17 protein-coding genes and 1 pseudogene are annotated in these 23,711 nt (G+C 70.9%); 10 read left to right on the top strand and 8 right to left on the bottom strand.

Annotation, left to right across the window (positions count from 1 at the left end):
• Positions 1-141: 141 nt before the first annotated feature.
• The 5 genes from ACFXB5_RS29670 to ACFXB5_RS29690 all read right to left on the bottom strand — a co-directional run bounded on the left by ACFXB5_RS29670 (position 142) and on the right by ACFXB5_RS29690 (position 8,796).
• Entirely contained in the window at positions 142-2,931 is a 2,790-nt protein-coding gene (locus ACFXB5_RS29670; RefSeq protein ID WP_385213301.1) for an AAA family ATPase, read from the bottom strand.
• Between the two features lie 250 nt (positions 2,932-3,181).
• Positions 3,182-4,246: a 3-dehydroquinate synthase family protein gene (locus tag ACFXB5_RS29675; RefSeq protein WP_385213303.1), complete on the bottom strand. Its 1,065-nt coding sequence runs from the start codon at positions 4,244-4,246 to the stop codon at positions 3,182-3,184.
• Between the two features lie 86 nt (positions 4,247-4,332).
• The gene (locus tag ACFXB5_RS29680) at positions 4,333-4,527 is read right to left on the bottom strand and encodes a ferredoxin (RefSeq protein WP_201857774.1); all 195 of its coding nucleotides are present in this window, start codon (positions 4,525-4,527) and stop codon (positions 4,333-4,335) included.
• A 105-nt stretch (positions 4,528-4,632) separates the two neighbouring features.
• Positions 4,633-5,826 carry a cytochrome P450 gene (locus tag ACFXB5_RS29685; RefSeq protein WP_385213306.1) on the bottom strand — a complete coding sequence of 398 codons (1,194 nt, stop codon included), beginning with the start codon at positions 5,824-5,826 and terminating at the stop codon, positions 4,633-4,635.
• A 126-nt stretch (positions 5,827-5,952) separates the two neighbouring features.
• Positions 5,953-8,796, bottom strand: coding sequence for an AAA family ATPase (locus ACFXB5_RS29690; RefSeq protein ID WP_385213308.1), 2,844 nt, complete (start codon positions 8,794-8,796; stop codon positions 5,953-5,955).
• Positions 8,797-9,606: 810 nt separating this feature from the next.
• Between ACFXB5_RS29690 and ACFXB5_RS29695 the strand changes: the two genes are divergently transcribed.
• The gene (locus ACFXB5_RS29695) at positions 9,607-10,320 is read left to right on the top strand and encodes an HAD family hydrolase (RefSeq protein WP_385213311.1); all 714 of its coding nucleotides are present in this window, start codon (positions 9,607-9,609) and stop codon (positions 10,318-10,320) included.
• A gap of 185 nt (positions 10,321-10,505) precedes the next feature.
• Positions 10,506-11,087, top strand: a pseudogene (locus tag ACFXB5_RS29700) (TetR/AcrR family transcriptional regulator); the annotation flags it as partial.
• Positions 11,088-11,120: 33 nt separating this feature from the next.
• Here ACFXB5_RS29700 and ACFXB5_RS29705 read toward each other — a convergent pair.
• Positions 11,121-12,602 carry an LVIVD repeat-containing protein gene (locus tag ACFXB5_RS29705; protein WP_385213314.1) on the bottom strand — a complete coding sequence of 494 codons (1,482 nt, stop codon included), beginning with the start codon at positions 12,600-12,602 and terminating at the stop codon, positions 11,121-11,123.
• A gap of 192 nt (positions 12,603-12,794) precedes the next feature.
• On the opposite strand from ACFXB5_RS29705, the gene ACFXB5_RS29710 reads away from it, so the two are divergent.
• The 3 genes from ACFXB5_RS29710 to ACFXB5_RS29720 all read left to right on the top strand — a co-directional run bounded on the left by ACFXB5_RS29710 (position 12,795) and on the right by ACFXB5_RS29720 (position 16,597).
• On the top strand, positions 12,795-13,463 hold the full coding sequence (locus ACFXB5_RS29710; RefSeq protein ID WP_385213317.1) for a DUF305 domain-containing protein: 669 nt from the start codon (positions 12,795-12,797) through the stop codon (positions 13,461-13,463).
• 182 nt (positions 13,464-13,645) lie between these two features.
• Positions 13,646-14,989, top strand: coding sequence for an FAD-dependent oxidoreductase (locus ACFXB5_RS29715; RefSeq protein ID WP_385213320.1), 1,344 nt, complete (start codon positions 13,646-13,648; stop codon positions 14,987-14,989).
• A gap of 201 nt (positions 14,990-15,190) precedes the next feature.
• The gene (locus ACFXB5_RS29720; RefSeq protein WP_385213322.1) at positions 15,191-16,597 is read left to right on the top strand and encodes a nucleobase:cation symporter-2 family protein; all 1,407 of its coding nucleotides are present in this window, start codon (positions 15,191-15,193) and stop codon (positions 16,595-16,597) included.
• On the opposite strand, the gene ACFXB5_RS29725 is transcribed toward ACFXB5_RS29720, so the two are convergent.
• The gene (locus tag ACFXB5_RS29725; RefSeq protein WP_385213359.1) at positions 16,511-16,840 is read right to left on the bottom strand and encodes an ArsR/SmtB family transcription factor; all 330 of its coding nucleotides are present in this window, start codon (positions 16,838-16,840) and stop codon (positions 16,511-16,513) included. The two genes, ACFXB5_RS29720 and ACFXB5_RS29725, sit on opposite strands and share 87 nt — an antisense overlap.
• 191 nt (positions 16,841-17,031) lie before the next feature.
• Positions 17,032-18,111: an NADH:flavin oxidoreductase/NADH oxidase gene (locus ACFXB5_RS29730; RefSeq protein ID WP_385213325.1), complete on the bottom strand. Its 1,080-nt coding sequence runs from the start codon at positions 18,109-18,111 to the stop codon at positions 17,032-17,034.
• Between the two features lie 282 nt (positions 18,112-18,393).
• Between ACFXB5_RS29730 and ACFXB5_RS29735 the strand changes: the two genes are divergently transcribed.
• The 5 genes from ACFXB5_RS29735 (at position 18,394) to ACFXB5_RS29755 (ending at position 23,591) form a co-directional block, all read left to right on the top strand.
• Positions 18,394-19,482, top strand: coding sequence for a WD40/YVTN/BNR-like repeat-containing protein (locus ACFXB5_RS29735; RefSeq protein ID WP_385213328.1), 1,089 nt, complete (start codon positions 18,394-18,396; stop codon positions 19,480-19,482).
• A 77-nt stretch (positions 19,483-19,559) separates the two neighbouring features.
• On the top strand, positions 19,560-20,237 hold the full coding sequence (locus ACFXB5_RS29740) for a uracil-DNA glycosylase (RefSeq protein WP_201857752.1): 678 nt from the start codon (positions 19,560-19,562) through the stop codon (positions 20,235-20,237).
• Between the two features lie 39 nt (positions 20,238-20,276).
• Positions 20,277-21,098, top strand: a complete 822-nt coding sequence (locus tag ACFXB5_RS29745; RefSeq protein WP_201857753.1) for a phospholipid scramblase-related protein — start codon at positions 20,277-20,279, stop codon at positions 21,096-21,098.
• 4 nt (positions 21,099-21,102) lie between these two features.
• A complete protein-coding gene (locus tag ACFXB5_RS29750) occupies positions 21,103-22,293 on the top strand; it encodes an N-acetylglucosamine kinase (RefSeq protein ID WP_385213331.1) in 1,191 nt (396 codons plus the stop codon).
• 299 nt (positions 22,294-22,592) lie between these two features.
• The gene (locus ACFXB5_RS29755) at positions 22,593-23,591 is read left to right on the top strand and encodes a hypothetical protein (protein WP_385213333.1); all 999 of its coding nucleotides are present in this window, start codon (positions 22,593-22,595) and stop codon (positions 23,589-23,591) included.
• The last annotated feature ends 120 nt before the right edge of the window (positions 23,592-23,711 follow it).

Raw genomic sequence — 23,711 nt, forward strand, 5'->3', positions numbered from 1 at the left:
GGTCTCCAGCGCGCAGTCGCCGAGCCCCAGCAGGGCCGCCGAGGGCGCCGCGGCGAACCCCCGCCGCCGCCCCCCCGCGCGGCCCCCCCGGGAATACACCGCGGCGGGCCCCGCCGCGCCCGGCGCCCCCCCCGCCCGCTGTCACGCCAACTCCATGCGGTCGGCGTAGAGTTCGGTGGGCAGTTGCTCCCGGTGCCTGATGTCCAGCTTGCGGAACACCCGGGTCAGATGCTGCTCCACGGTGCTGGCCGTGACGTACAGCTTCCCGGCGATCTCCCGGTTGGTGTAGCCCATGGCAGCCAGCGACGCGACACGCCGTTCGGAGTGCGTCAACCGCTCGATCCCGGTGTCCGACTTCGGCATCAGCGCCGTGGCCTGGGACGGGTCGTCCGCCGGCAGCCACTCCTCGTACAGCGACGCCGCGTCGCACATCTTCGCCACGTGCCAGGCCCGGCGCATGGTCCGGCGGGCCTGCTTCTTCTCGCCGAGCGCGTGGTACGCCTGGCTGAGGTCCCACAGCGTACGGGCCAGCTCGTACTTGTCCTCCTGCTCGGTGAACAGCCCCACCGCCTCGTTGAGCAACTGCGGCCGCCGCTTGGCCGAACTGGTGGCCGCCAGGAGACGCAGCGACTGCCCGCGGGCCCTGGCCCCGTCCGTGTGCGGACGGCTGAGCTGCTGGTAGACCAGGATCCGGGCCTGGTCGTGGTTGCCCTGTGCGAGCCATGCCTCCGCCGCCCCGATCCGCCACGGCACCGGGTCGCAGCCGCTGCTCAGCCCCCAGTCGGTGAGCAGCTCGCCGCACAGCAGGAAGTCCGCGAGCGCCGCCTGGTGGCGGTTCGCCGCGAGGAAGTAGTGGCCGCGGGCGTACAGGTAGTGCAGCCCGTAGGAGCTCTTGAACATGGCGTTGGGCACGGTCTGCGCGACATGGAACCCCGCCTCCTCATACCGGCCCATCCGTGTGCACGCCAGGATGAGGGAGCCGAGCGGCAGCCCGATCGCCACGCCCCACGCGCCGGGGGAGGCATGAGTGAGGGCGGCCCGCGCCCGCTCCGCGGCCTCGGCGAGGTCACCGCGGCGCAGGGCGATCTCCGACCTGGCCGCCGCCAGCACCGCCTGCCGCATGGGGACGTGCGGTCCCCCGCCGGTCTCACCGAGCGCACCCTCGCACCAGGCGGACGCCAGGTCGATCCGGCCGCCGTAGACCAGCGCGAGCAGGGCGAACAACCCCGCCTGCTCCTGGCACGCCGGGTCGTGGCCGAGCTGCAGTTCACGCAGTACCTCCTCGGCGCGCCGTACGGTGTCATGGGTCTGCCCACCGGTGAGCACGTCCGCCAGCACGGTGCCGGCCCGGGGCCACACCGCCGCCCGGGTGGCCGCTGAGCCACCGTGGTGCGCCGGGGCGGTCCGCCGCTCGGCCAGCCAGGGGTAGGTGCAGGTGAGCGCCGCCTCGATGGCGTGCAGTTGGTCCGCGGCGGCGGGGTCTTCGCGCAGATGGGCGAGCAGCCCCTCCACGTCGGTCAGACCGCCCTTCCACAGGAGTTGCATAAGGAGGGTGACGCTGTCGGGGAGGCCGAGCCGGCCGGCGCGGACGGCGTCGTAGAGCGGTGTGTGATGCCGGGTGGCGGTGGAGGGGTTGATCTTCCATTCCGCCTCGGCGAGTTTGGCCCGCAGGGCGGCGCGCCGCTCTTCGTGCGGACACTGCTCGAAGGACTGCTCCAGCAAGTCGACGGCGATGGACGGCTCTTCGCCCACCGCCACCTGCTCGGCCACCTCCAGCAGCACCTCCGCGGGCCAGGAGTCGGGGATCCGCCCGGCCCGCACCAGATGACGGGCGATCGTGGTGGCGGGCCTGCCCTGGTCGTGCAGCAGCCGCGCGGCCCGCTGGTGCAGGGTCCTGCGCGCCCGCGCCGGCATGTCGTTGAGCACGCCGAGCCGCGCCGTCTCGTGCCGGAACGCGCCCTCGTCCATCAGCCCGGCCCCGGTCAGCGCCGCCAGCACCTGGCTGATGGGCTCGGGCTCGTGTCCGGTCAGCCAGGCGAGGTCGACGGCGGGTAAGGAGGCGCCCACCACGGCCAGCGCGCGCACCACGTCCAGGAAGATCGGCTCATTGCGGTGCAGACAGCTCAGAAAGGACTGGCCGTAGCCCGTCTGGCGGGGCTCGCCGTGCTCGCGGTAGTCGGACAGCAAGGTGTGCAGCAACAGCCGGTTGCCGCCGGTGGCGGCGTAGACGTCGCCGGTGCGGTGGCTCGCGGTCTCCCCCAGCTCCGCCACGACCACCTCGGCCACCTGACCGGGGGTGAGCGGGCCCAGGCCGATGCGGTGCAGGCTCTGGGAGCGCAGCAGCTCGTAGCGGAGCGGCAGGGACGGCGCGGGCAGGCTCAGGTCGTCGGTGAACACGGCCGCGATCCGTGCCGAGTCCAGGCGGCGCACCAGCTGGAGGAGGAAGTGCGCGGAGGCCGGGTCGCTGTGCCGCACATCGTCCACGGCGAGCAGCAGCGGCGTGTGCTCCGCATGGTCGATCAGCGAGGTGCACAGCCGATGGCACAGGCGGGCGACCTCGGCCTCGTCGGCCGGATCGCTGGTCCCGTGGAGGAGGGCCGACAGCCCCGGCACCTCGGGCAGCCCGCCCGGTGATTTCCAGACGCCGCGGGCCAGTTGGGAGACGACACCGAACGGGAGGTCCCGCTCACTGGGGGAACACGTCGCCGTGACGGCGAGCTGGCCGGCCTCCGAGGCTCGCTCGGCGAACGACCGGAGCAGGGTCGTCTTTCCGCATGCCAGCGGTCCGTCCACAAGAAGGGCCCGCCCGGACCGCACCGGAGAGTCACCGAATGGATGTCCGAGGTGCGCCGCGGCATTCCACATCCTGTCCGTCGGAGGGGAATTCCGCTCGGTATTCACCGGCATGGCATAGCTGTAGGGCATGTTCATGGTCCCCGATCGAGGTCGACGAAATGCGGACTCGCGGCCCTTGGGTCAGACCAAACGTTGATCGGGAAACGATTCCATCAGCACGCCCGGACCAGCATCAACCCCTACCGGAGCCTCCGCCCCCTAACCGACCCCAACGCATCTCGATTTACGCGCCGCGCTGTTCTGATATCCAGGGCGCGCGCCGTACGGTCAACCCCCTACCGGGACTGTGTGCCCCTAAAGCGAACGGGCCGAATACCGCGGCGTATCACCCCTCCGGCTCGCGGGGCATCTCCGCGAGGGTGGCGCTGACCGTCTCCGCGGAGATCCCGCCCACCAGTCCGGGCCCCTCGGGGCCGTCCAGGACGAACGTCAGCCCATCGGTGGCCTTCTTGTCCAGCCGCATCAGCTCCACCAGCTCGGGGACGGCCACATGCGGGGGCAGCCCGGTCGGCAGGCCGTAGCGGGCGACCACGTCACGGTGCTCGGCGACCCGCTCCGGGCCGATGCGCCCCAGCGCGCCGGCGAGCCGCCCGGCGAACACCGTGCCGATGGCCACGCCCTCCCCGTGCCGCAGTGCGAACCCGGTGGCACGTTCCAGCGCATGCCCCAGGGTGTGGCCGTAGTTGAGGAGGTGGCGCAGACCCGAGTCGCGTTCGTCCGCGGCGACGACACCCGCCTTGAGCGTCACACTGGCCGCGATCTGGTCGAGCAGCGGCAGCCGGTCGAGATCGGGCGCGCCGATGAAGTGGCAGCGGGCGATCTCGCCGAGGCCGTTGCGCCACTCCCGTTCGGGCAGGGTGTCCAGGTGGTCGAGGTCGCAGAGCACGGCCGCGGGCTGCCAGTAGGCGCCGACCAGGTTCTTGCCCTCGGGCAGATTGACGGCGGTCTTCCCGCCGACGCTCGCGTCCACCTGGGCCAGCAGCGAGGTCGGCACATGGACGACCGGGGTGCCCCGGTGGTAGAGGGCGGCGGCCAGGCCCACCGTGTCGGTCGTGGTGCCGCCGCCGCAGGACACCACCACATCCGAGCGGGTCAGCCCGAATCCGACGAACCGGCGGCACAGGTCCGTCACGGCGGCCAGGTCCTTGGCCTCCTCCCCGTCGCGCGCCTGTACGACGAGCGAGGGCACGCCCGGGTCGGGGGTCCGCTCGGGGGGCCGCGCGGTGACCACCACCGCCTTGCGCGCGCCCAGGGCGGCCACCACCCGCGGGAGCAGCCGCTGCACACCGTGTCCGATGTGGACGGTGTACGAGCGTTCGGCCAGCCCGACGGTGACCTGCCGGGTTGCGGACGCGGAACTGGCGGCCGGACTGGAAGTCGACGTGGTCAAAAGACTGCCTTCCCCTCGCTTGCGCGGCCCCGGCGAGAAGCCTCGCCGGGGCCGCGATCGGGTGTGGAGCGCTTGCTAATCCTCTACTAATCCTCTACCGCGATCGCGGCGGCCGGGCAGAGGAACGACGCCTCGGCGACGCTGTCGCGGAGCGCGAGCGGCGGGTTCGGGTCCAGCAGGATGACGGCCCCGTCCTCCTCCCGCTGGTCGAACACCTCCGGCGCGGCCAGCGCGCAGTGTCCGGCCGCGCAGCACTTCTCCTGATCCACCGAGACCTTCACCATGGTGCTCCCCTCTCCTTCTGTTGTCCGCCCGGCCTCCGGTCGGCGGTCATCGGCCATCGGCCATCGGCCATCGGTCACCAGTCATCGGTCACCAGGCATCGGTCACCAGGCGACGGGCACACGGGCGACGCCGAAGTTCATCGACTCGTACAGGAACGCCAGGTCCTCGAACGGGACCTCCAGGCGCAGCGTCGGCAGCCGACGCAACAGGGTCTCCAGGGCGATCTGGAGCTCGACCCGGGCCAGGGTCTGCCCCAGGCACTGGTGCACTCCGAAGCCGAACCCGACGTGCTCACGGGCGTTCGGCCGGCTCAGGTCCAGCTCGTGGGCGTCCGCGAAGTGGGGATCGCGGTTGGCACTGGGCAGGTTGATGATCACCCCTTCACCGGCCGGGATGAGCACGCCGCCGACCTCGACGTCCTCGATGGCCACCCGTCCGGTGCCCTCCTGGACGATCGTGATGTACCGGAGCAGTTCGTCCACCGCGTTGGGCATCAGCCCGGGGTCCGCGCGCAGCCGGGCGAGCTGGTCGGGGTTGCGCAGCAGCAGGACGGTGGACAGGGCGATCATGTTGGCGGTGGTCTCGTGCCCGGCCAGCAGCAGCACCAGGGCGGTGGCGACCACCTGCTGCTGGGTGAGAGCGCCCGTCCGCTCCTGGTCGACGATGAGCCGGCTGAGGAGGTCGTCTCCCGGGGCGGCACGCTTGGCCGCACACATCCGGGAGACGTAGTCCACCATGACCCCGAGCGCGGCGCCCATCTCCTCGGTCGACACGGTGAAGTCCATGACCCCCTGCGACGCCCGCTGGAACTCGGCGAAGTCGGCGTCCGAGACCCCCAGCATCACGGCGATCACCTGGGACGGCAGGGGGAAGGCGAAGTCGGCCACCAGGTCGGCCGGCGGTCCCTCGGCGACCAGCCGGTCCAGGAGGCCGTCCACGATGTCCTGGATCATCGGCCGCATCGCCTCGGTGCGCCGGATGGTGAAGTGCGCGGTGAGCATGCGGCGGATCCGGGCGTGTTCCGGATCGTCCATCCTCCCGAGGTTGAACACATCGGCCGGCACCTCGAACTTCACGAAGCGGGGCATCGCCTTGTGGGTGCCGTCGGCGCTGAACCGGTCGTCGCCGAGCACGGTCCGCGCCTCGTGATAGCCGGTGACGAGGAACGGGGTGCTGCCGTCCCACATCCGCACCCGGGTGACAGCGGACCGCTCGCGCAGCTCCTCGTATCCCGGCGGGGGTGAGAACGGGCATGCAGCAGCCCGCAGTTCGGGGTAGTCGCGTATCTCGTCCATGCCTGTCCGTCCCGTCAGTCGCTCCATCGCCACCACTGCGCCGCCCTACGGATTGCCAAGTCTGGTCCGCGCGCCCGCTCCCCAGTCCCCTAACCACTCCCCTATCCCCCCTTGCCTCGGCGGCGCTCAGCCGGAGGACGATCCCGTGGCACCGATGAGCAGCCACAGACGGCGTGACAGCTCCTGCCGATTTCCCACCGAGAGCTTGCGGTAGACGCGGGTCAAATGCTGCTCCACGGTGCTGACGGTGATGTACAGGCTCTTGGCGATCTGCCGGTTGGTCATTCCGGACGCCGCCAGCGTGGCCACGCGCCACTCGGCCTCCGACAGCACGGGTTGCTCGGCGCTCTCGGCCGGTGTGCCGGGGACGTCGCCCTCGGCGTGTTCGGACTGCCCCGCGTCCTGGAGCGGCCGAGAGCTCCCGGCGCTCTCCACACCGTCCACGACGAGCTCTCGTCGGCTTTCGTGCTGAGCGCTCATCCCGCACTCGTCCATCAGCTTCCGCGCCTCGTGCCAGGTGGTGCGCGCCTGTTGGGTCTCCCCGGTGCTGAGGTAGTCCTGGCTGAGCTCGGCGAGGGTGCGGGCGAGTTCATAACGGTCGGCCTGCTCGCGCAGGCACTTGGCGGACTGGTAGAGGAGCAGCCTGCGCTTGTCCGGGTCCTCGGCCATGGCCAGGATGCGCAGCGCTCTGCCCCGGGTGCTCAGGGGTCGGTCCGGCGACAGCTTGAGTTCCTCCAGGGCGAGTCTCTTGGCCTCCGCCGCCTCGTGGACCCGCAGATACGCCTCGGCGGCGTCGACGCGCCAGGGCGCCAGGTCACCGAAGTCCACGGGCCACTGGTCGATCAGCATTCCGCTCACCATGAAGTCGTTCAGCGCGGCGTACGGGCGGTTGGTGGCCAGGCAGTACTGCCCCCGGGCCCGGAGGTACTCCAGTCCCACCACGCTGTCGAACATTTCCTTCGGAACCCAGTAATGCAGATACCGCTGGGCCTCTTCGAGTCTGCCGATGGCGGTGTGGGCCGCCACCAGCACGGACAGCGGCAATCCGATGGCGACGCCCCAGCCGCGCGGTGGGATGGACCGCAATGCCGTACCCGCGAGTTCAATGGCGGTAGTGAAATCCCCATGGCGGCATCGGATATAGGCACGCATGGACAGGGCGACGGCGCACGGGGTCTTCATGTTCAACTTGTCGGCCGCGGTGAAAAGCGCCCCGCACAGCCGGTCCGCAGCCTCCGATTCTCCCCTGGCGGCCAGTGCCCAGACGATACGGCAGGCGTATGCGTAAGCGAACCAGAAATGGTTGGAGGGTGACAGGAGATGCATGGTGTCGGGGGAGAAGTCCGCCACCTGCCGAGGATCCTGAAGATGCCCGATTTCCATGCCCAGCTCGTCCACGGAGAGCTGAAGGCCGTGCTCCAGATTGGCCGCCCACAAACCGTCGACTTCCCCATCCAGGGCATCCTGCCCGGGAAAGTCATGGATCAGCATGGGTTTGAGGAAGGTGACCCACTGCCGGGTCACCCGCAGAGCGGCCATACTGGACGCGGTATCGGTGGCACCACTGCCCGACGACCATTTGAAGGTTTCTTCCGCATCCGCGTACCGGCCGAACCACAGCACCATGAAGAGCAGGAAGCACTGATACTGCTCCGGGATGTCCGCGGGGGATTCCGTGCGGATCTCGGCCAGCAGGCGGTCCAGTTCGGGTTCGGCGGTCGCCGGATTGCTGGACCATAAGGCGCCGACCAGCGCCATCAGAATGTCCATGTGCTCCCGCCGGCCGAGGTCCGCGCGGTCGGCGAGCCGCAGGCTGGCGATCGCCTCCTCCGTACGACCCTCGTCGAGATGCTTCTGAGCCGCCTGCCAGAGCACCGCCACGCCCTTTTGATCCGGCGTTTTGTCGGCGGTGACCAGGAGTTCCGCCACCGCGATCGGGTCGGCCCCCTCGGCATACAGAAGTTCGGCCGCTTTCGCGCTGAGGCGGGCCCGGTCGTCCGCCGTCAGCGTGTCCAGCGCGACGGAACGGGCCACGGGGTGCCGGAAACGCCCGTCCTCCAGCAGGCCCGCGGAGTTGAGGAGGTCCATGGCCCGGAATATGCGTTCCTCACCGAATTCGAGCAGACCGGCCACTCGCCATGGGCTGCCGTACGGGCCGAGCACGGCGAGCGCCTGTGCCACCTGGAGCGGCGTCTGATGGCACAGCAGACACCGGCGGTAGGACTCCCGGAACTCCGCTCCGACCGCGACATCTCCGCCTGCCCCGCTCCGAGCGGCCTTGAGATGGTCCCGCAACAGAGCCTTGACCAGCCTCGGGTTCCCTCCGCTGATGGCGTGGCAGGAGGCGCGGATTCGGTCGGCGAGGCCGGCGTCACCGTGCCGCTCCAGCAGGCGTCCGACCCCGGACTCCGGGAGAGTGCCGATATCGATCTTGTAGAGGTGGTGGAAGCTGTGAATGCGGCTGCACAGGTGGTGGGTCTGCCCGCTGCTCATCACGACGAGTGTGCGAGTGCCGGACGCATGCCGGGCGATATGCAGAAGGCACATCAGGGAGGGATAGTCGGCATGCTCGGCATCATCGACCGCGAGGATCAGCTGCCTGCCGCCCGCGATGCGGTGCAGCACATCGGATATCTCCCGGACCAGACTTCTCAGCAGGTCGTGTTCGGCTTCCGCATACCGCTCCCCGGCGGTCCTCCAGCGTGCCACGACGTCCAATGCCCCGGTGGCCGTGGAGGACCGGATCAGCTGTTCCACGATATTGAACGGAATGGCGGCGTCGTCCGCGAATCCGGACGCCGTGAGACAGACCGCGCCCGATGCGGCCGCCTGCTCCTTCAGACTTCCCAATAAGGTGGTCTTCCCGACACCGGGGCCCCCGATCACTTGAAGAAGCCCGCCATTGCCTTCTGCTGCCGTGCCAAGAACGTCGCGGAGCTCGGATTGATAATCTGTCAGTCCCATACTCATCAGTCCTCGCTGTGGGGGTTGCGTTTGAGCGATGAGTTGATCTCCGCGGTCATCCCACCCCGCGGAAGAAAATCTCTTTGACGAGACAGATATCCGCTGCGTCGGCGGCGCCGAATTCCCTGATGTGGATCACCTCCGGTGGGAGCCAGTGGTCTTGACGGTCATACAAGCAGAGACACAACCGGAACGATACCTTCCCTCGGTTGTGACCTCAGCCACGGTTACCCGCCCCCGTGTCCCCCGTGTGATCATGCCCAACTGAGCGGGCGGCCTGTCCGCACACCCCAGAAAGGGCGGGACGCCACCGGCGACGGCGCGCAGGAGAAAGGGAGAGTGCGGCATACCGACGCGAATACAGCTCAGCCTATGAAACCGGTTGTGGAACCGGCAATCTTCTTTGCTTCCCGCAAAGCTGGCGTTTACCAGCAGCCACCCCGGTCGGTCACCGCTCCACGCCCGCCACGGCGGACTCCGGACCGGCACGCACCCAACCCGTGGGCATCCCCCGGTTGCCTCAACGTCATGTCACGTACCATTACCGGCAACCTCCTCGCGCTCAGCAGATATCGCCTGCCCCGCCTCGGTCGGAGTCGCGGGGATTGACCCCTGTATGATCACCACGACAGCGAGACCATAAACGGCCTCCACCTCATGAATCCCCTAAACCCTGCGCCTTGATTCGGCCGGGATTTATCTGCCAGCAAAACGGCCGAAACGGATGCGCCGGTGGCTGAACGAGGCCGGACCCACGGCATACGATGCCGGAAGTCCTGGCTCCTGGCCCACATCGAAGATGAGGGAGCGTCAACTGTGACCATCAAGGGCGCCCTGTTCGACTTCTCGGGGACGCTGTTCCGCGTCGAGTCCACCGAGTCCTGGCTCCGTGCCGCGCTGGAGCGGACCGGAACGGCCGTCGCGGACGAGGAGTTCGTACGGTACGCGCGGGACCTGGAGGACGCCGGGGCGCTTCCCGGCGGCGCCCCGCCGGTCGCGGTGCCGCCACACCTGGAGGACGTGTGGCGCGTACGGGACCGCGACGCCGAGCTGCACCGGGCCGCCTACACCGGGCTGGCCCGCCAGGTGCCGCTCCCCCGCCCCGAGCTCTACGACGCCCTCTACGACCGCCATAGGGAGCCCGCCGCCTGGCGGCCCTACCCCGACGCCCCGGAGGTGCTGGGCGAGCTGCGCCGGCGCGGGGTGCGGATCGCGGTGGTCAGCAACATCGGCTGGGATCCGCGCCCGGTCTTCCGCGCCCACGGCCTGGACGGGCTGGTGGACGCCTATGCGCTCTCGTACGAGCACGGCGTCCAGAAGCCGGATCCACGGCTGTTCCAGGCCGCGTGCGACGCGCTGGGGCTGGACCCGGGTGACACCGTGATGGTGGGCGACGACCGCCGGGCGGACGCGGGAGCGGCGGCCCTGGGCTGCCGGGTCCATCTGGTGGACCATCTCCCGGTGGACCGGCGCCCGGACGCCCTGCGGGCGATTCTCGGCCCGCTGCCGGACGCCGCCACGGCTCCCTAGCGCCCGAAGGCCGGGCCCCGCGAGGGATTCCAAAGGCGCCCCAAAGGCGCGAACCCACCGGTTCGGGCAATCCCCCCGTGTCGCCCGAACCGGCGGAGACATGCGTCCGCCCCCAAGGGAACGGCGGACAACCGCACGTCCCCTGAGTATATTGACTGACAGCCAGCCAACGCAGGAGTTACAGCATGGTCCCCCGAAGCCCGTCGGTCAATGAGGAGTTGCGGCGCCGATCCCAGGCCCGTCTGCTGGAGGCGACGGTCGAGTTGATCGGTGAGCACGGCTACGAGGCGACCACCCTCGCCGACATCGCCGACCGGGCCGGGGCGGCCCGCGGTCTGGTGTCGTACTACTTCCCGGGCAAGCGGCAGCTGCTGCAGACGGCCGTGCACCGGCTGATGCACATGGAGCTGGCCCGGGGGCTCGAGCGGGAGCCGCGGCCGGAGGGCGAGGAGACCGGGCGGGAGCTGCTGGCGCGGGCCATCGACGCGATCCTGGGCCTGGCCCGGGACCGGCCCCGGCTGATGCGGACGCATATGGCGGGGATCCTCACGGCCGAGGGCTTCATCCAGTGCCCCGAGCAGCAGCGGCTGGCCGCCCTGCTGCGGGACACCGTCACGCGCTACGGCTCCGAGGACCCCGAGACCGACTACCGGCTGCTGCGCGCCCTGCTGATGGGCGCGGTGGTCGCGGTGCTGCTGCCGGGCGCGCCGATGGCGCCCGAGCGGCTGCGGGCGGAACTGTTCCACCGCTACGAGCTGGACTGGGAGCCGGATGAGCGCTCTGGGCTAGGGAGCCGGCGCTCAGCGGTAGTCGGGCTGCGTCTGCGTGTTGAGCTCGGGCAGCCGGACCGACTCGGCGCTGTCGGTGCGCCGGTCGTGGATCTTCAGGACATCGAAGCCCTTGTCGATGTCATTGGAGTAGATGTAGCCGTTGTAGTAGTACGCGGACCAGGAGCCGCCGGTGATGAGCGTGTCAGTGGAGAGCGGCCCGCGCTCGAAGTAGCCGATCTCCTTCGGCCGGTCGGAGTCGGTGAAGTCCCAGATGGACACGCCGCCCTGGTACCACGCCTGGACCATGATGTCGCGGCCCTTGGCCGGGATCAGCGAGCCGTTGTGGGCCACGCAGTTCTCGGTGTCGGCCTGGTGGCGCGGGATCTTGAAGTAGCTCCGGAAGACCAGCTTGCGCTTGTCGCCCTTGCCGACGATGTCGTAGATGCCGTCGGCACCGCGGTCCTGGCCCACCTCGGTGTTGCAGGTCGCGGCCACGCCGCCGCCCAGCTCATCGGTGAACACGACCTTGGTGCCGCGCTCGTTGAAGGTGGCCGAGTGCCAGAAGGCGAAGTTCACGTTGTCCTCGACCCGGTCGATGACCCGCGGCTTCGCGGGGTCGGCTATGTCGAGCAGGATGCCGTCGCCCATGCACGCGCCCGCCGCCAGCTTCAGCTCGGGGAACGTGGTGAGGTCATGGCAGCCGGTGGTCTGGGAGACGCCGGGGTTGGTGGGCCCACCGGGGTTTCCGCCGTCCGGGAAGAGCACGGGGAAGTCGATGACCGCGGCCTTCTCTGGCGCCTTACGGGGCACCTTGATGACGGAGATGCCGTCGTGCGGAGGCTGGCAGTCCGGGAAGGTGGCGCTGGGCGAGTACGAGGAGACGTAGATGTACACGTCCTTGCGCTCGGGCACCAGGGTGTGGGTGTGCGAACCGCAGGAGGTCTCGACGGCGGCGACGTACTCCGGATTCCGCTTGTCGCTGATGTCGAAGACCTTCATGCCCTCCCACGAGGACTTGTCGGTCGCGGGCTGGGTGGTGCTGTTGCAGGAGTTGTCGCTGCGCGAGGAGTCGGTGGAGAGGAAGAGCAGGTCTCCTGAGACCGACACATCGTTCTGCGAGCCCGGGCAGAGCACCTGGCTCACGATCTTCGGGCTCTTCGGCCGGCTGATGTCGTAGATGACAAAGCCGTCGTAGTTGCCCGCGAAGGCGTACTTGCCCTGGAAGGCCAGGTCGGAGTTGACGCCCTTGAGGTCCTGCTTGGGGATGTTGGTGAGGTGGCTGACATTGTCGCTGTGGACGATCTGGTCCACCCCGGGAATGTCGCCGTTCTCGATGGCGGCCCTGGCTTCCGACTGCTGACTCTTCGTCACCCGCTCCTTGTGGGGAGCGTCACCGGGGTCGGGCGTGGCGGCCGCCGGGCCCGCGGCCAGCAAGGTGGCCACCAGTCCGAAGGCGGCCGCGGCCGCGCCGAGGTATCTGCGCCGCTGCGGAGGTCTTTCCCACGGCTTCACTGCGTCCTCCCTTTGTAGCCGTCTCCGTTCGGAGTTGAACGGTTGACGGACCGGGGGAAGTATCGCTCTATCCATGTACACCACAACAGGTAGCAACATGTTCGTAAAGAGATTTTCCCAACGCGCCCGGATCGGGAGCCCCGCTGACGTGCTAAGACGGTCTGCGGATCCCAAGCGCCCCAGGAGGCCACGGTGTTGAACCGCCGTACGACGCTCCACTCCGCATCCCTCGCGGCCGCCCTGGCCCTCGTCCTGACCGGCTGTGACGCGGAGAGCGGCGGTGGGGCCGACGCGGGGAAGGGCAAGGACGGAAAGCCCGCGGTGATCGCGCCGGGCAAGCCCGGCGAGGCGGCGAAGAAGCTGTCCGCCGAGGAGGCGGCGAAGGCGGGCGACGACGACTCCCCCAACACGGCCGACCGCTCCTACGTCCGCATGATGATCGAGCACCATCGGCAGGCCCTGGTGATGACCGGCCTCACCGCCGACCGAGCCAAGTCGGCGAAGGTCAAGCGGCTCGCGGAGCGCATCGCGTCCGGGCAGAAGCCGGAGATCGAGGCGATGCGGGCCTGGCAGAAGACAGCCGGCGGCGAGCCGAAGGGCGGCGAAGGGGACGGCCACGAGGGCCATGACGCGAAGATGCCGGGGATGGCCACCGAGGCCCAGCTCGCGCGGCTGCGCGCCGCCAAGGGCGCCGACTTCGACGCGCTCTTCCTCAAGCTGATGATCGCCCATCACCGGGGCGCGGTCTCCATGGCCACGGATGTACTGGCCCAGGGCAACAACGTCCGGGTGGAGGAGATGGCGAACGACGTGATCGCGCAGCAGAGCAGCGAGATCCGGCGGATGCGGCAGATGTCGTAGCGGACGGCGCGTGGAGCCCCGGCGGACCGTTGGACCGGCCTGGAGCCGGGCTCGCGGCGCGGTCGCGGGCCCGTGGACCGGCGGCCGGGGGGCATCACCCGGGCCGGTCCCTCGGCGCGTAGTACCGGACAGGGCGCCCCACCGGGTGGGATGCTGGAGACATCCGGCGGAAGGAGCTCCTCGTGCTTCGTGTCGCGGTCATCGGTTCCGGGCCGAGCGGGGTGTACGCCGCCCAAGCGCTCATCCAGCAGCAGGCCGTCCCCGAGGTGTCGGTGCATGTGCTGGACCGGCTGCCCTGTCCGTACGGGCTGGTGCGCTACGGTGTCGCGCCCGACCACGAGAAGATCAAGTCGTTGCAGAACACGCTGCGCGCGGTCCTGGAGCATCCCCGGGTCAGCTTTCTCGGCAATGTGCAGGTGGGCCCGCCCCCGCTGGTGCCCGAGCGGCTGCTGGGGCTCTACCACGCGGTGGTCTACTGCGTGGGCGCGGCGACCGACCGGCGGCTCGGCGTTCCGGGCGAGGAGCTGCCGGGCAGCTTCTCCGCGACCGAGTTCGTCTCCTGGTACAGCGCCCATCCCGACGCGACCGTCGACTCCTTCGCGCTCGGGGCGGGCTCCGCCGTGGTCATCGGGGTGGGCAATGTCGCGGTGGACGTGGCGCGCATTCTGGCCCGTGGGGCGGAGGAGCTGAGGCCCACCGATGTGCCGCACGCCGCCCTCGGGACACTGTCCGAGAGCCAGGTCTCGGACATCCACATGATCGGCAGGCGCGGGCCGTCGCAGGCGAAGTTCACCACCAAGGAGCTGCGTGAGCTGGGCGCGCTGACCGGCGCCGATGTGCTGGTGCGCCCGGAGGAGCTGGCACTGGACCCGGCGTATGTGGACCCGTCGGGGCTGCCGGGGATCAACCGGCGCAATGTCGAGGTGCTGCGCGACTGGGCGCGGCGCGAGCCCACGGGCCGCCCGCGCCGGATCCATCTGCGGTTCTTCCTCAAGCCGGTGGCGCTGCTGGGCGAGGGCGCGGTGCGCGCGGTGCGCTTCGAGCGGAGCGCGCCGGACGGGCGCGGCGGGGTGGCGGGCACCGGGGTGTTCGAGGACATCGAGGCGCCGCTGGTGCTGCGGTCGGTGGGGTACCGGGGTGTGCCGCTGCCGGGCCTGCCGTTCGACGAGGAGCGCGGCACGGTCCCCAACGCGGCGGGGCGGGTGCTGCGCGGCGGCGTGCCCTCGCCCGGGGAGTACGTGGCGGGCTGGATCAAGCGCGGGCCGACCGGGGTGATCGGCACCAACCGGCCGTGCGCCAAGGAGACCGTGGCCTCGCTGCTGGCCGACGCGGACGCGCTCGCCGCCCGCCCGGTGGTGGCGGATCCGCTGCGGGCGCTGCGCGAGGCCGGGGTGGAGCCGGTGGAGTGGACCGGCTGGCTGCGGATCGAGGCGGCCGAGGCGGCGCTCGGCGAGGCGCTGGGGCGTACGAAGGTGAAGATCCCGGACTGGACGGGGCTGCTGGGCGCGGCGCGCGGTCAGGAGTGATCCGGGCCGGGCAAGGATCGGCTTCCAGCGGCGGTCCACAGGTCCGCGCGTTCCATGGGGGTGGCGTACGGCGGCAGGTCCGCGCGGTCCAAGGGGTTGACACAGGGCGGCAACACCCCTGAAATCAACAGATTGTTGAAGCCTTCTACGGTCGACTCACCCTGACCCGCCGCCCAACCCCGCGCCGCGCGAGGAGCCGCCATGACGTCCGTAGGCCAGCCCGTGTCCGTACGCCATCCCGTGGACGAGGTGCCGCCGCCCGGCCGGCTCGCCGCCTTCGGACTCCAGCATGTGCTGGCCATGTACGCGGGCGCGGTGGCCGTGCCACTGATCGTCGGCGGGGCGATGAAGCTGTCCCCCGCCGACCTGGCGTATCTCATCAACGCCGATCTGCTGCTGTGCGGTATCGCCACGGTCCTGCAGTGCGTGGGGCTGTGGCGGTTCGGCGTCCGGCTGCCGATCATGCAGGGCTGCACCTTCGCGGCGGTCACCCCCATGGTGCTGATCGGCACGCAGGGCGGCGGACTGCGCGCGATCTACGGCTCGGTGATCGTGGCCGGGGTGGCGATGATCGTGCTGGCGCCGGTCTTCGGACGGCTGCTGCGGTTCTTCCCGCCGCTGGTGACCGGCACGGTGATACTGATCATCGGCCTTTCGCTGCTGCCGGTCGCGGGCAACTGGGCGGCGGGCGGCCAGGGCGCGCCGGACTTCGGGGCGCCGAAGAACCTGGGCCTGGCCGCCGGGGTGCTGGTCCTGGTCCTGGCCGTGCAGCGCTTCGCGCCCGGATTCCTCGGCCGGGTGGCGGTGCTGGTGGGGATCGTGGCCGGGACGGCGGCCGCGATACCCCTGGGCTTCACCGACTTCTCCGGGGTGGGCGACGCCGACTGGGTCGGCGTCTCCACCCCGTTCCACTTCGGCACCCCGACGTTCGAGACGCCCGCGGTGGTGTCCATGCTGGTCGTCGCGCTGGTCACGATGACCGAGACCACCGGCGACTTCATCGCGGTGGGCGAGCTGACCGAGCGCCCGGTCGACGGGCGGCGGCTGGCGGACGGACTGCGCGCCGACGGCGCCGCGACCGTGCTCGGCGGGGTCTTCAACACCTTCCCGTACACCGCCTTCGCGCAGAACGTCGGCCTGGTGGGGATGACCCGGGTGCGCAGCCGCTGGGTGGTGGCGGCGGCGGGCGGCCTGCTGGTGGTGCTCGGGCTGGGCCCGAAGCTGGGTGCGGTGGTGGCCTCGATCCCGGCCCCGGTACTGGGCGGGGCCGGTCTGGTGATGTTCGGTACGGTCGCGGCGAGCGGGCTGCGCACACTGGCCGGGGTGGACTTCCGGGACAACCACAACCTGACGGTGGTGGCGGTGTCGGTCGCCGTGGGGCTGCTGCCGGTCGGCGTACCGGGGATCTACAAGGAGTTCCCGGACTGGTTCCAGACGGTGATGGACAGCGGGATCAGCGCCGGGTGCGTCACCGCGATCGCGCTCAATCTGCTCTTCAACCACCTGCCGGGCGGGCGGACTTCAGCCCCGGTCGCCGCCGAGGCGCCCCTCCTGGAGGGCCGCGGCGGCGAGGACGCTGTCGAGCAGTCCGGGGAACAGCGCGTCTAGGTCAGCGCGGCGCAGCGCGCTCATCTTGGCGGTGCCCCGGTAGATCTGGTGGATCACACCGCATTCGCGCAGCACCCGGAAGTGGTGGGTGGTGGTGGACTTGCTGACCGGCAGGTCGAAGACCGAACAGGACAGCTCGCAGTTCTCCTCGGCGAGCGTCCGCACCACCCGCATCCGCATGGGGTCGGAGAGCGCGTGCAGCACGTCCTCGAGGCGGATCGCCTCGCACCGCGGATGCTCCAGCGAGCGCCCGGACGTCTGGGGCTGGGACGACGCCCGGGGCTGGGACTGGGACGCGGTCGGCGTGGTCTGCGTCTGCACGGCTGCTCCTCATCGCCTCGTTCCGAGACCTCCAGTGTAGTTTGACGATCGCCGTACTACTTCAGCTCCGAACTACTCGAGGCCCCGGACGGGACGGCTGGGACGTTCGCGGTCTACCGGACCGCGCGGTGGTACTGGTCCGGGTTGTGCACCTGACCGCCCAGTTCGCCCGCCGCACGGCGGGCGAAGAAGGGGTCGCGGAGCAGTTCGCGGCCCAGCAGCACGGCGTCCGCCTCACCATTGGTGACGATCTTCTCGGCCTGCTCCGCCTCGGTGATCAGCCCGACCGCGGCCACCGGCAGCCCGGTCTCCCGGCGCACCCGGGCGGCGAACGGCACCTGGTAGCCCGGCTCCACCGGAATGCGCACACCGGCGGCGTTGCCACCGCTGGAGACGTCGAGGAGATCCACGCCGTGGTCCTTCAGCAGGGCGGCGAGCCGGACGGTGTCGTCCGGGGTCCAGCCGTTCTCCTCCAGCCAGTCGGTGGCCGAGGTGCGGAAGAACAGCGGCAGTTCCTCCGGCCAGACCGCGCGCACCGCGTCCACGACCTCCAGGGCGAAGCGGACGCGGTTCTCGAAGGAGCCGCCGTAGCCATCGGTGCGGCGGTTGCTGTGCGGGGAGAGGAACTCATGGATGAGATAGCCGTGGGCGCCGTGGATCTCGGCCACCTGGAAACCGGCGGCGAGCGCGCGCCGTGCGGCGTCCGCGAACTGGCGGGTGATCTCGCCGATCCACTCCTCGGACAGCTCGTCCGGCACCGGATGGCCCTCGTCGAACGGGACCGTGCTGGGCCCGAGCGGCTGCCAGCCCCGCTGGTCGGCGCCGAGCGGCGCGCCGCCTCTCCAGGGAGCGTCGGTGGACGCCTTACGGCCGGCATGGGCGAGCTGGACGCCCGGGACGGTGCCCTGCCCCTTGAGGAAGCCGACGATCTTACGGAACGCCTCGACCTGGGTGTCGTTCCAGATGCCGAGGTCTCCGGGGCTGATGCGGCCCTCGGGGGACACGGCCGTCGCCTCGACCAGGATCAGTCCGGTGCCTCCGGCGGCGCGGGCACCGTAGTGGACGAAGTGCCAGTCGTGCGGGACCCCGGCACCCTTGTCCGGGTCCGCGCTGTACTGGCACATGGGCGACATCCAGAGGCGGTTGGGGATGGTCAGCGACCGCAGGGTGAAGGGGTCGAAGAGGGCACTCATGAACGTCTCCGTTTCTCCTCGTGGGGTCCGACCGGACCACCGCTTAGTACGATAACCACCGTAGTACGACGATCGTCAAATTACGAAGCCTCTCGTATGACGCACATGACCTTCTGTGGCGCGGGTGACCTCCTGTGGCGTGGATGCTCTCCTGTGGTGCATGCACCCTCGGGTGACGCGACTGCTTCCGGGCCGTTGTCAGTGGGCGGGTGCAGACTCTGTGATGACAGACACATCCATCCGTTCCGCCGTCCCGTCTCGCACTCCAAGGAGTGAGCCGTCATGAACGATGTCCTGCTCGCCGTCGGCACCCGCAAGGGTCTCTTCCTCGGCCGCCCCGGCTCCAGCGGGGGCTGGGACTTCACCGGTCCCCACTTCCCCATGCAGGCGGTGTACTCCGTCGGCATCGACACCCGGGGCGACCGTCCCCGGCTGCTGGCCGGTGCGGACAGCTCGCACTGGGGCCCCTCGGTCTTCCGCTCCGACGACCTCGGCGCGAGCTGGCACGAGCCCGCCAGGCCCGCGGTGAAGTTCCCCGAGGGCACCGACACCTCGCTGGAGCGGGTGTGGCAGCTGGAGCCGGCCGGGCCCGACGAGCCGGGGGTGGTCTACGCGGGCACCCAGCCGGGCGCGCTGTTCCGCTCCGAGGACGGCGGGGAGACCTTCGCGTTCATCCGCAGTCTGTGGGACCACCCCCAGCGGCCGGAGTGGGGCGAGGGGTTCGGCGGGCAGGCGGTGCACACGGTCGTCACCGATCCGAGGGACCCGCGGGCGCTCATGGTCGCCGTATCCTCCGGCGGGGTGTACCGCTCGGCGGACGGCGGGGAGAGCTGGGCGCCGTCCAACAGCGGACTCAGGGCGGATTTCCTGCCGGATCGGTATCCCGAGTTCGGGCAGTGCGTCCACAAGATCGCCCGGGATCCGGTCGACCCCGACCGGCTCTATCTGCAGAACCACGGCGGGGTGTACCGCAGCGACGACGGCGGCGGACACTGGGCCGAGATCAGCGAGGGCCTCCCGGCGGACTTCGGCTTCGCGGTCGCCGTCCATCCGCGCCGGAGCGGCGTCGCCTACGTCTTCCCGGCCGCCGACGGCTCGGACCGCTACCCCCCGGGCTACCGCTGCCGGGTGTTCCGCACCGAGGACGCGGGCGCCAGCTGGGAGGAGCGGTGCGCCGGGCTGCCGGGCGAGCCGCACTACGGGGTGGTGCTGAGAGACGCGCTGCGCACCGATGACGCCGATCCGGCCGGGGTCTACTTCGGCAATCGCAACGGCGAGGTGTACGCGAGCGCCGACGAGGGCGAGAGCTGGCGGCAGATCGCCCACCACCTCCCCGATGTGCTGTGTGTCCGGGCCGCGGTGATCGGCTGAGGGGGATCGCCGTGATCGGCTGAGAGTGATCGAGAGGTGGCATGCGGCCACCCGCTGAGCCACTAGAGTGACGCGGTGTGGCAGCACGACCCTTGAATGAAATTGTGGAAGCGGGCTGGGCCAAGGCACTTGAGCCCGTCGAGGAACGCATCGCGGCGATGGGCGACTTCCTGCGGTCCGAGATCGCGGCAGGCCGCACCTATCTGCCCGCCGGGCAGAATGTGCTGCGCGCCTTCCAGCAGCCCTTCGACGAGGTGAAGGTGCTGATCGTCGGTCAGGACCCCTATCCCACGCCCGGACACGCGGTGGGGCTCAGCTTCTCGGTGGCGCCCGAGGTGCGGCCGCTGCCCGGCAGTCTGGAGAACATCTACCGCGAGCTGCACACCGACCTCGCTCTGCCGCGTCCGTCCAACGGCGATCTGACGCCCTGGACCCAACAGGGCGTGCTGCTGCTCAACAAGGCGCTCACCACGGCCCCGCGCCGCCCCGCCGCCCACCGCGGCAAGGGCTGGGAGGAGGTCACCGAGCAGGCCATCCGGGCGCTGGCCGGGCGCGGCCGCCCCCTGGTGGCCATCCTGTGGGGCCGCGACGCCCGTAACGTACGGCCGCTGCTGGGCAGCCTTCCGGCGGTCGAATCCGCGCACCCCTCCCCCATGTCCGCCGACCGCGGGTTCTTCGGCTCCCGTCCCTTCAGCCGCGCCAATGAGCTGCTGGCGCAGCAGGGTGCGCAGCCCGTGGACTGGCGCCTTCCCTGACCCCATCGTTCCAGGTGGGCGAGGGGTAGTCTGCCCGCCATGACATCACCTACGAACACCCCTCCGGGCTGGTACGCCGACCCCCAGGGCACGCCGAACCAGCTGCGCTGGTGGGACGGTGCGCAGTGGACCGCCCATACGCACGCGGGCCAGCCCGGACAGCCCCCGCCGCAGCAGGCCGCCCCGCCCAACCACAACCCCGGCAAGGTTCAGCACCAGGTGCAGCAGCAGGCGCATGTGGGCCCCTCGGCGGGCGGCGGCGGCACGCTGTTCACCGAACCGGTGCTGGTGGTGAACCAGAAGGCCAAGCTGATCGAGCTCACCAATGAGTACAGCGTCTTCGACCAGCACGGGCGCACCATCGGTTCGGTGGTCCAGGTCGGTCAGAGCACGCTGAAGAAGGTCGCCCGGTTCGTCTCGAGCCTCGACCAGTTCATGACGCACCGGCTGGAGATCCGCGACGCCAACGGGCAGCCGCATCTGGTGCTCACCCGGCCCGCGAAGTTCGTGAAGTCCAAGGTGCAGGTGACCCGACCGGACGGACAGCCGGTCGGTGAGATCGTCCAGCAGAACGTCTTCGGCAAGATCAACTTTGGCATTCACGTCAACGGCCAGCAGGTCGGCGCCATCAAGGCGGAGAACTGGCGGGCCTGGAACTTCGCCATCGTCGACCACACGGACAGCGAGGTCGCCCGGATCACCAAGACCTGGGAGGGCCTGGCGAAGACGATGTTCACGACGGCGGACAACTACGTCCTCCAGATCCACCGCCAGCTGCCCGACCCGCTGCTGAGCCTTGTGATCGCCACGGCCCTCACCGTGGACACGGCGCTCAAGCAGGACTCGCGCGGATTCGGCTGAGCCGGTGGCCGACACGGTGCCCGACGCCGCGGCGACGCATGTGCTCGGGATCGATTCGGGCGGCTCGGGCGTACGGGTGGGGGTGGCCCGCGCGGATGCCTACGGCGGCTCCGCCGCCGAGAACGGGCCCCCGCCGCCGCTGTCCTGGTCCTCGCCGCCACTGACGTGGTCCTCGTCCACGCCCGCCGTCGTCGGCGACCGGGGCATCGACGCGGAGGACCTGCTGACGCGGGTCCTGCCCGCCGCCCGGGAGCTGCTGCGCGAAGCCGGGGCCCGGCACCTCGGCGCGGTCTGCGTCGGCGCGGCGGGCATGGCCACACTCGGCGACGACCTGCGCGCCAGGCTCCCGGACGCGCTCGCCGACGCCCTGGGCGTACGGCGACTCGCGCTGGCGGCCGACGCGGTGACCGCGTACGCCGGGGCGTTGGGCCAGCATCCCGGCGCGGTGGTCGCGGCGGGTACGGGGCTGATCGCGCTGGGGGCGGTGCCGGAGGGAGTTACGGAGGGCGCGGGCGGCGCGGACGGTTTGTCCGGCGCAGACGGTTTGTCCGGCGCGGATGACGCATCCGGTACGGGCGGCGTACCCGGCACGAGCGGTGCGTCCAGCGCGGACGCCACCGCCCCAGGCGGGGACACTCGCTGGGCCGCCACCGGCTGGCGGCGGGCCGACGGATGGGGCCATCTGCTGGGCGACTGCGGCGGCGGTGCCTGGATCGGCCGGGCGGGCCTGGAGGCGGCGATGCGCGCGTACGACGGGCGCGACGGCGGCTCGAAGCCGTTGCTGGCCCGTCTGGAAGCTGTCTTCGGCCCCGCGACCGGGCTGCCGGGGAAGCTGTATCCGCGCCCCGACCGCCCCGCCGTCCTGGCCTCCTTCGCCCCCGAGGTGGGCCGGTGCGCCGCCGAGGATCCGATCGCGGCGGCGATCCTGCGGACCGCCGCCCGCCATGTCGCCGAGGCCGCCGAGGCGGTCTGCCCCCGGCTGGTGTCGAGCGAGGTGGCGCTCACCGGCGGGCTGTTCCGCATGGGCGCGCCGCTGCTGACGCCCGTGCGCGAGGAGCTGGCGGCGCGGCTGCCCGGGACCCGGGTCACCGAGGCGGCCGGGGATCCGCTGGACGGGGCGCTGTGCGTCGCGGCGGCGCTGGCGGCGGGCGAACTGCGGCTGCCGCGGGACCCGGCGCTGCTCAGCGTCGTCTGAGCCCACGCCCTGTACGTACCGAAAACGAGACGCACACGACGCGACCACGAAGCAGGACGCCCGACACAGGACATCCGGCACAGGACGCCCGGCACAGGCGGCCCCATACGGGCACCCAATGCCCGCCGACCCATATCGAACGCCATGACCGACCATTCCGGACACATGACTGATTCTTCGACCAAGTATGGCTGCTGAGCGCACATCAACACACAACACCGGTCGACAAAGCGGGACAGATGCCCCCAGTCACCCCCTCCCGAACAGCCGAGCCCATTAAGCGACTAACATGCGGCGCCATGAGCTCCCCCACAGGGCCCGCGTCCGGCCTGCCTGTACGAATGCCACGTCCCCGCCAGTCCGGACGGCACCGCCGACCGGAGCCCGCCGCCGTACCTCTCGGCGCGCCTCCGCTGGTGCTGGCCGTCCCCGGTGCGCCGAATGACGGTGCCCGGCGCCTGGCCGAGGAGCTCCTGAGCATCGCCCGCTCCGAGATGCCCGGGCTTGACGCCCAGATCGGTTTCCTGGACGGCGACGGCGAGGAGTTCCCGCAGCTCGAGTCGGTGCTCACGCGCGCCGCCCAGGAGAACCCCGAGCGTCTGCGGCAGGCGGCCGAGGCCGCCAAGGCCCTCGCCGACGAGGCGGCGGAGGCGATCGCGGCGGCCGAGGCCGCGGGCGAGGTCGTCGACGAGGTCCCGCCCGTCCCCACGGCGCCCACGGACGGCCCGGCGGCCGTCGTGGTGCCGCTGCTCGCGGGCCCGGACAACGGCCAGCTGCGCCGCATACGCCAGGCCGTCATGAGCAGCGGCTCGGCGGCCGAACTCACCGACGTCCTCGGCCCGCATCCGCTGCTCGCCGAGGCCCTGCACGTGCGTCTGTCGGAGGCGGGCCTGGCCCGCGCCGACCGCGCCCGGCTCTTCACGGTCGCGACCGCCGCGGACGGCATCATCCTCGCCACGGTGGGCGGCGAGGAGGCGGCCCAGGCCGGTGGCATCACCGGCATGCTGCTCTCCGCGCGCCTCGCGGTGCCGGTGATGGCCGCCGCGCTGGACGAGGACGGGGCCGTCCTCCGCGTCGCCGAGCAGCTGCGCTCGGCCGGCTCCGCGCGGCTGGCCCTCGCGCCGTACCTCATCGGCCCGGAGGTCTCCGCCGAGCTGATCTCGGCGGCGGCCGAGGAGGCGGGCTGCTCGGCGGCCGAGGCGCTGGGCGACTACCCGGCCGTGGGCAAGCTGGCGCTGGCGAAGTACGCGGCGGCGCTGGGCATCACGCTGCAGCAGGCCTCCCCGGCGATGCGCTGACGGGCCGGGCGCCGGGCGATGGACGACAAAGCGAAGCGGGGGGGGGTGGCACGGGACCGCCCCCCCCCCCCACAAAACCCCCCAACACAACCCCCAAACACAAAAAAATCCCCCGCGGGC

It is taken from the genome of Streptomyces sp. NPDC059455 (assembly GCF_042750115.1).
Lineage (GTDB): Bacteria > Actinomycetota > Actinomycetes > Streptomycetales > Streptomycetaceae > Streptomyces > Streptomyces endocoffeicus.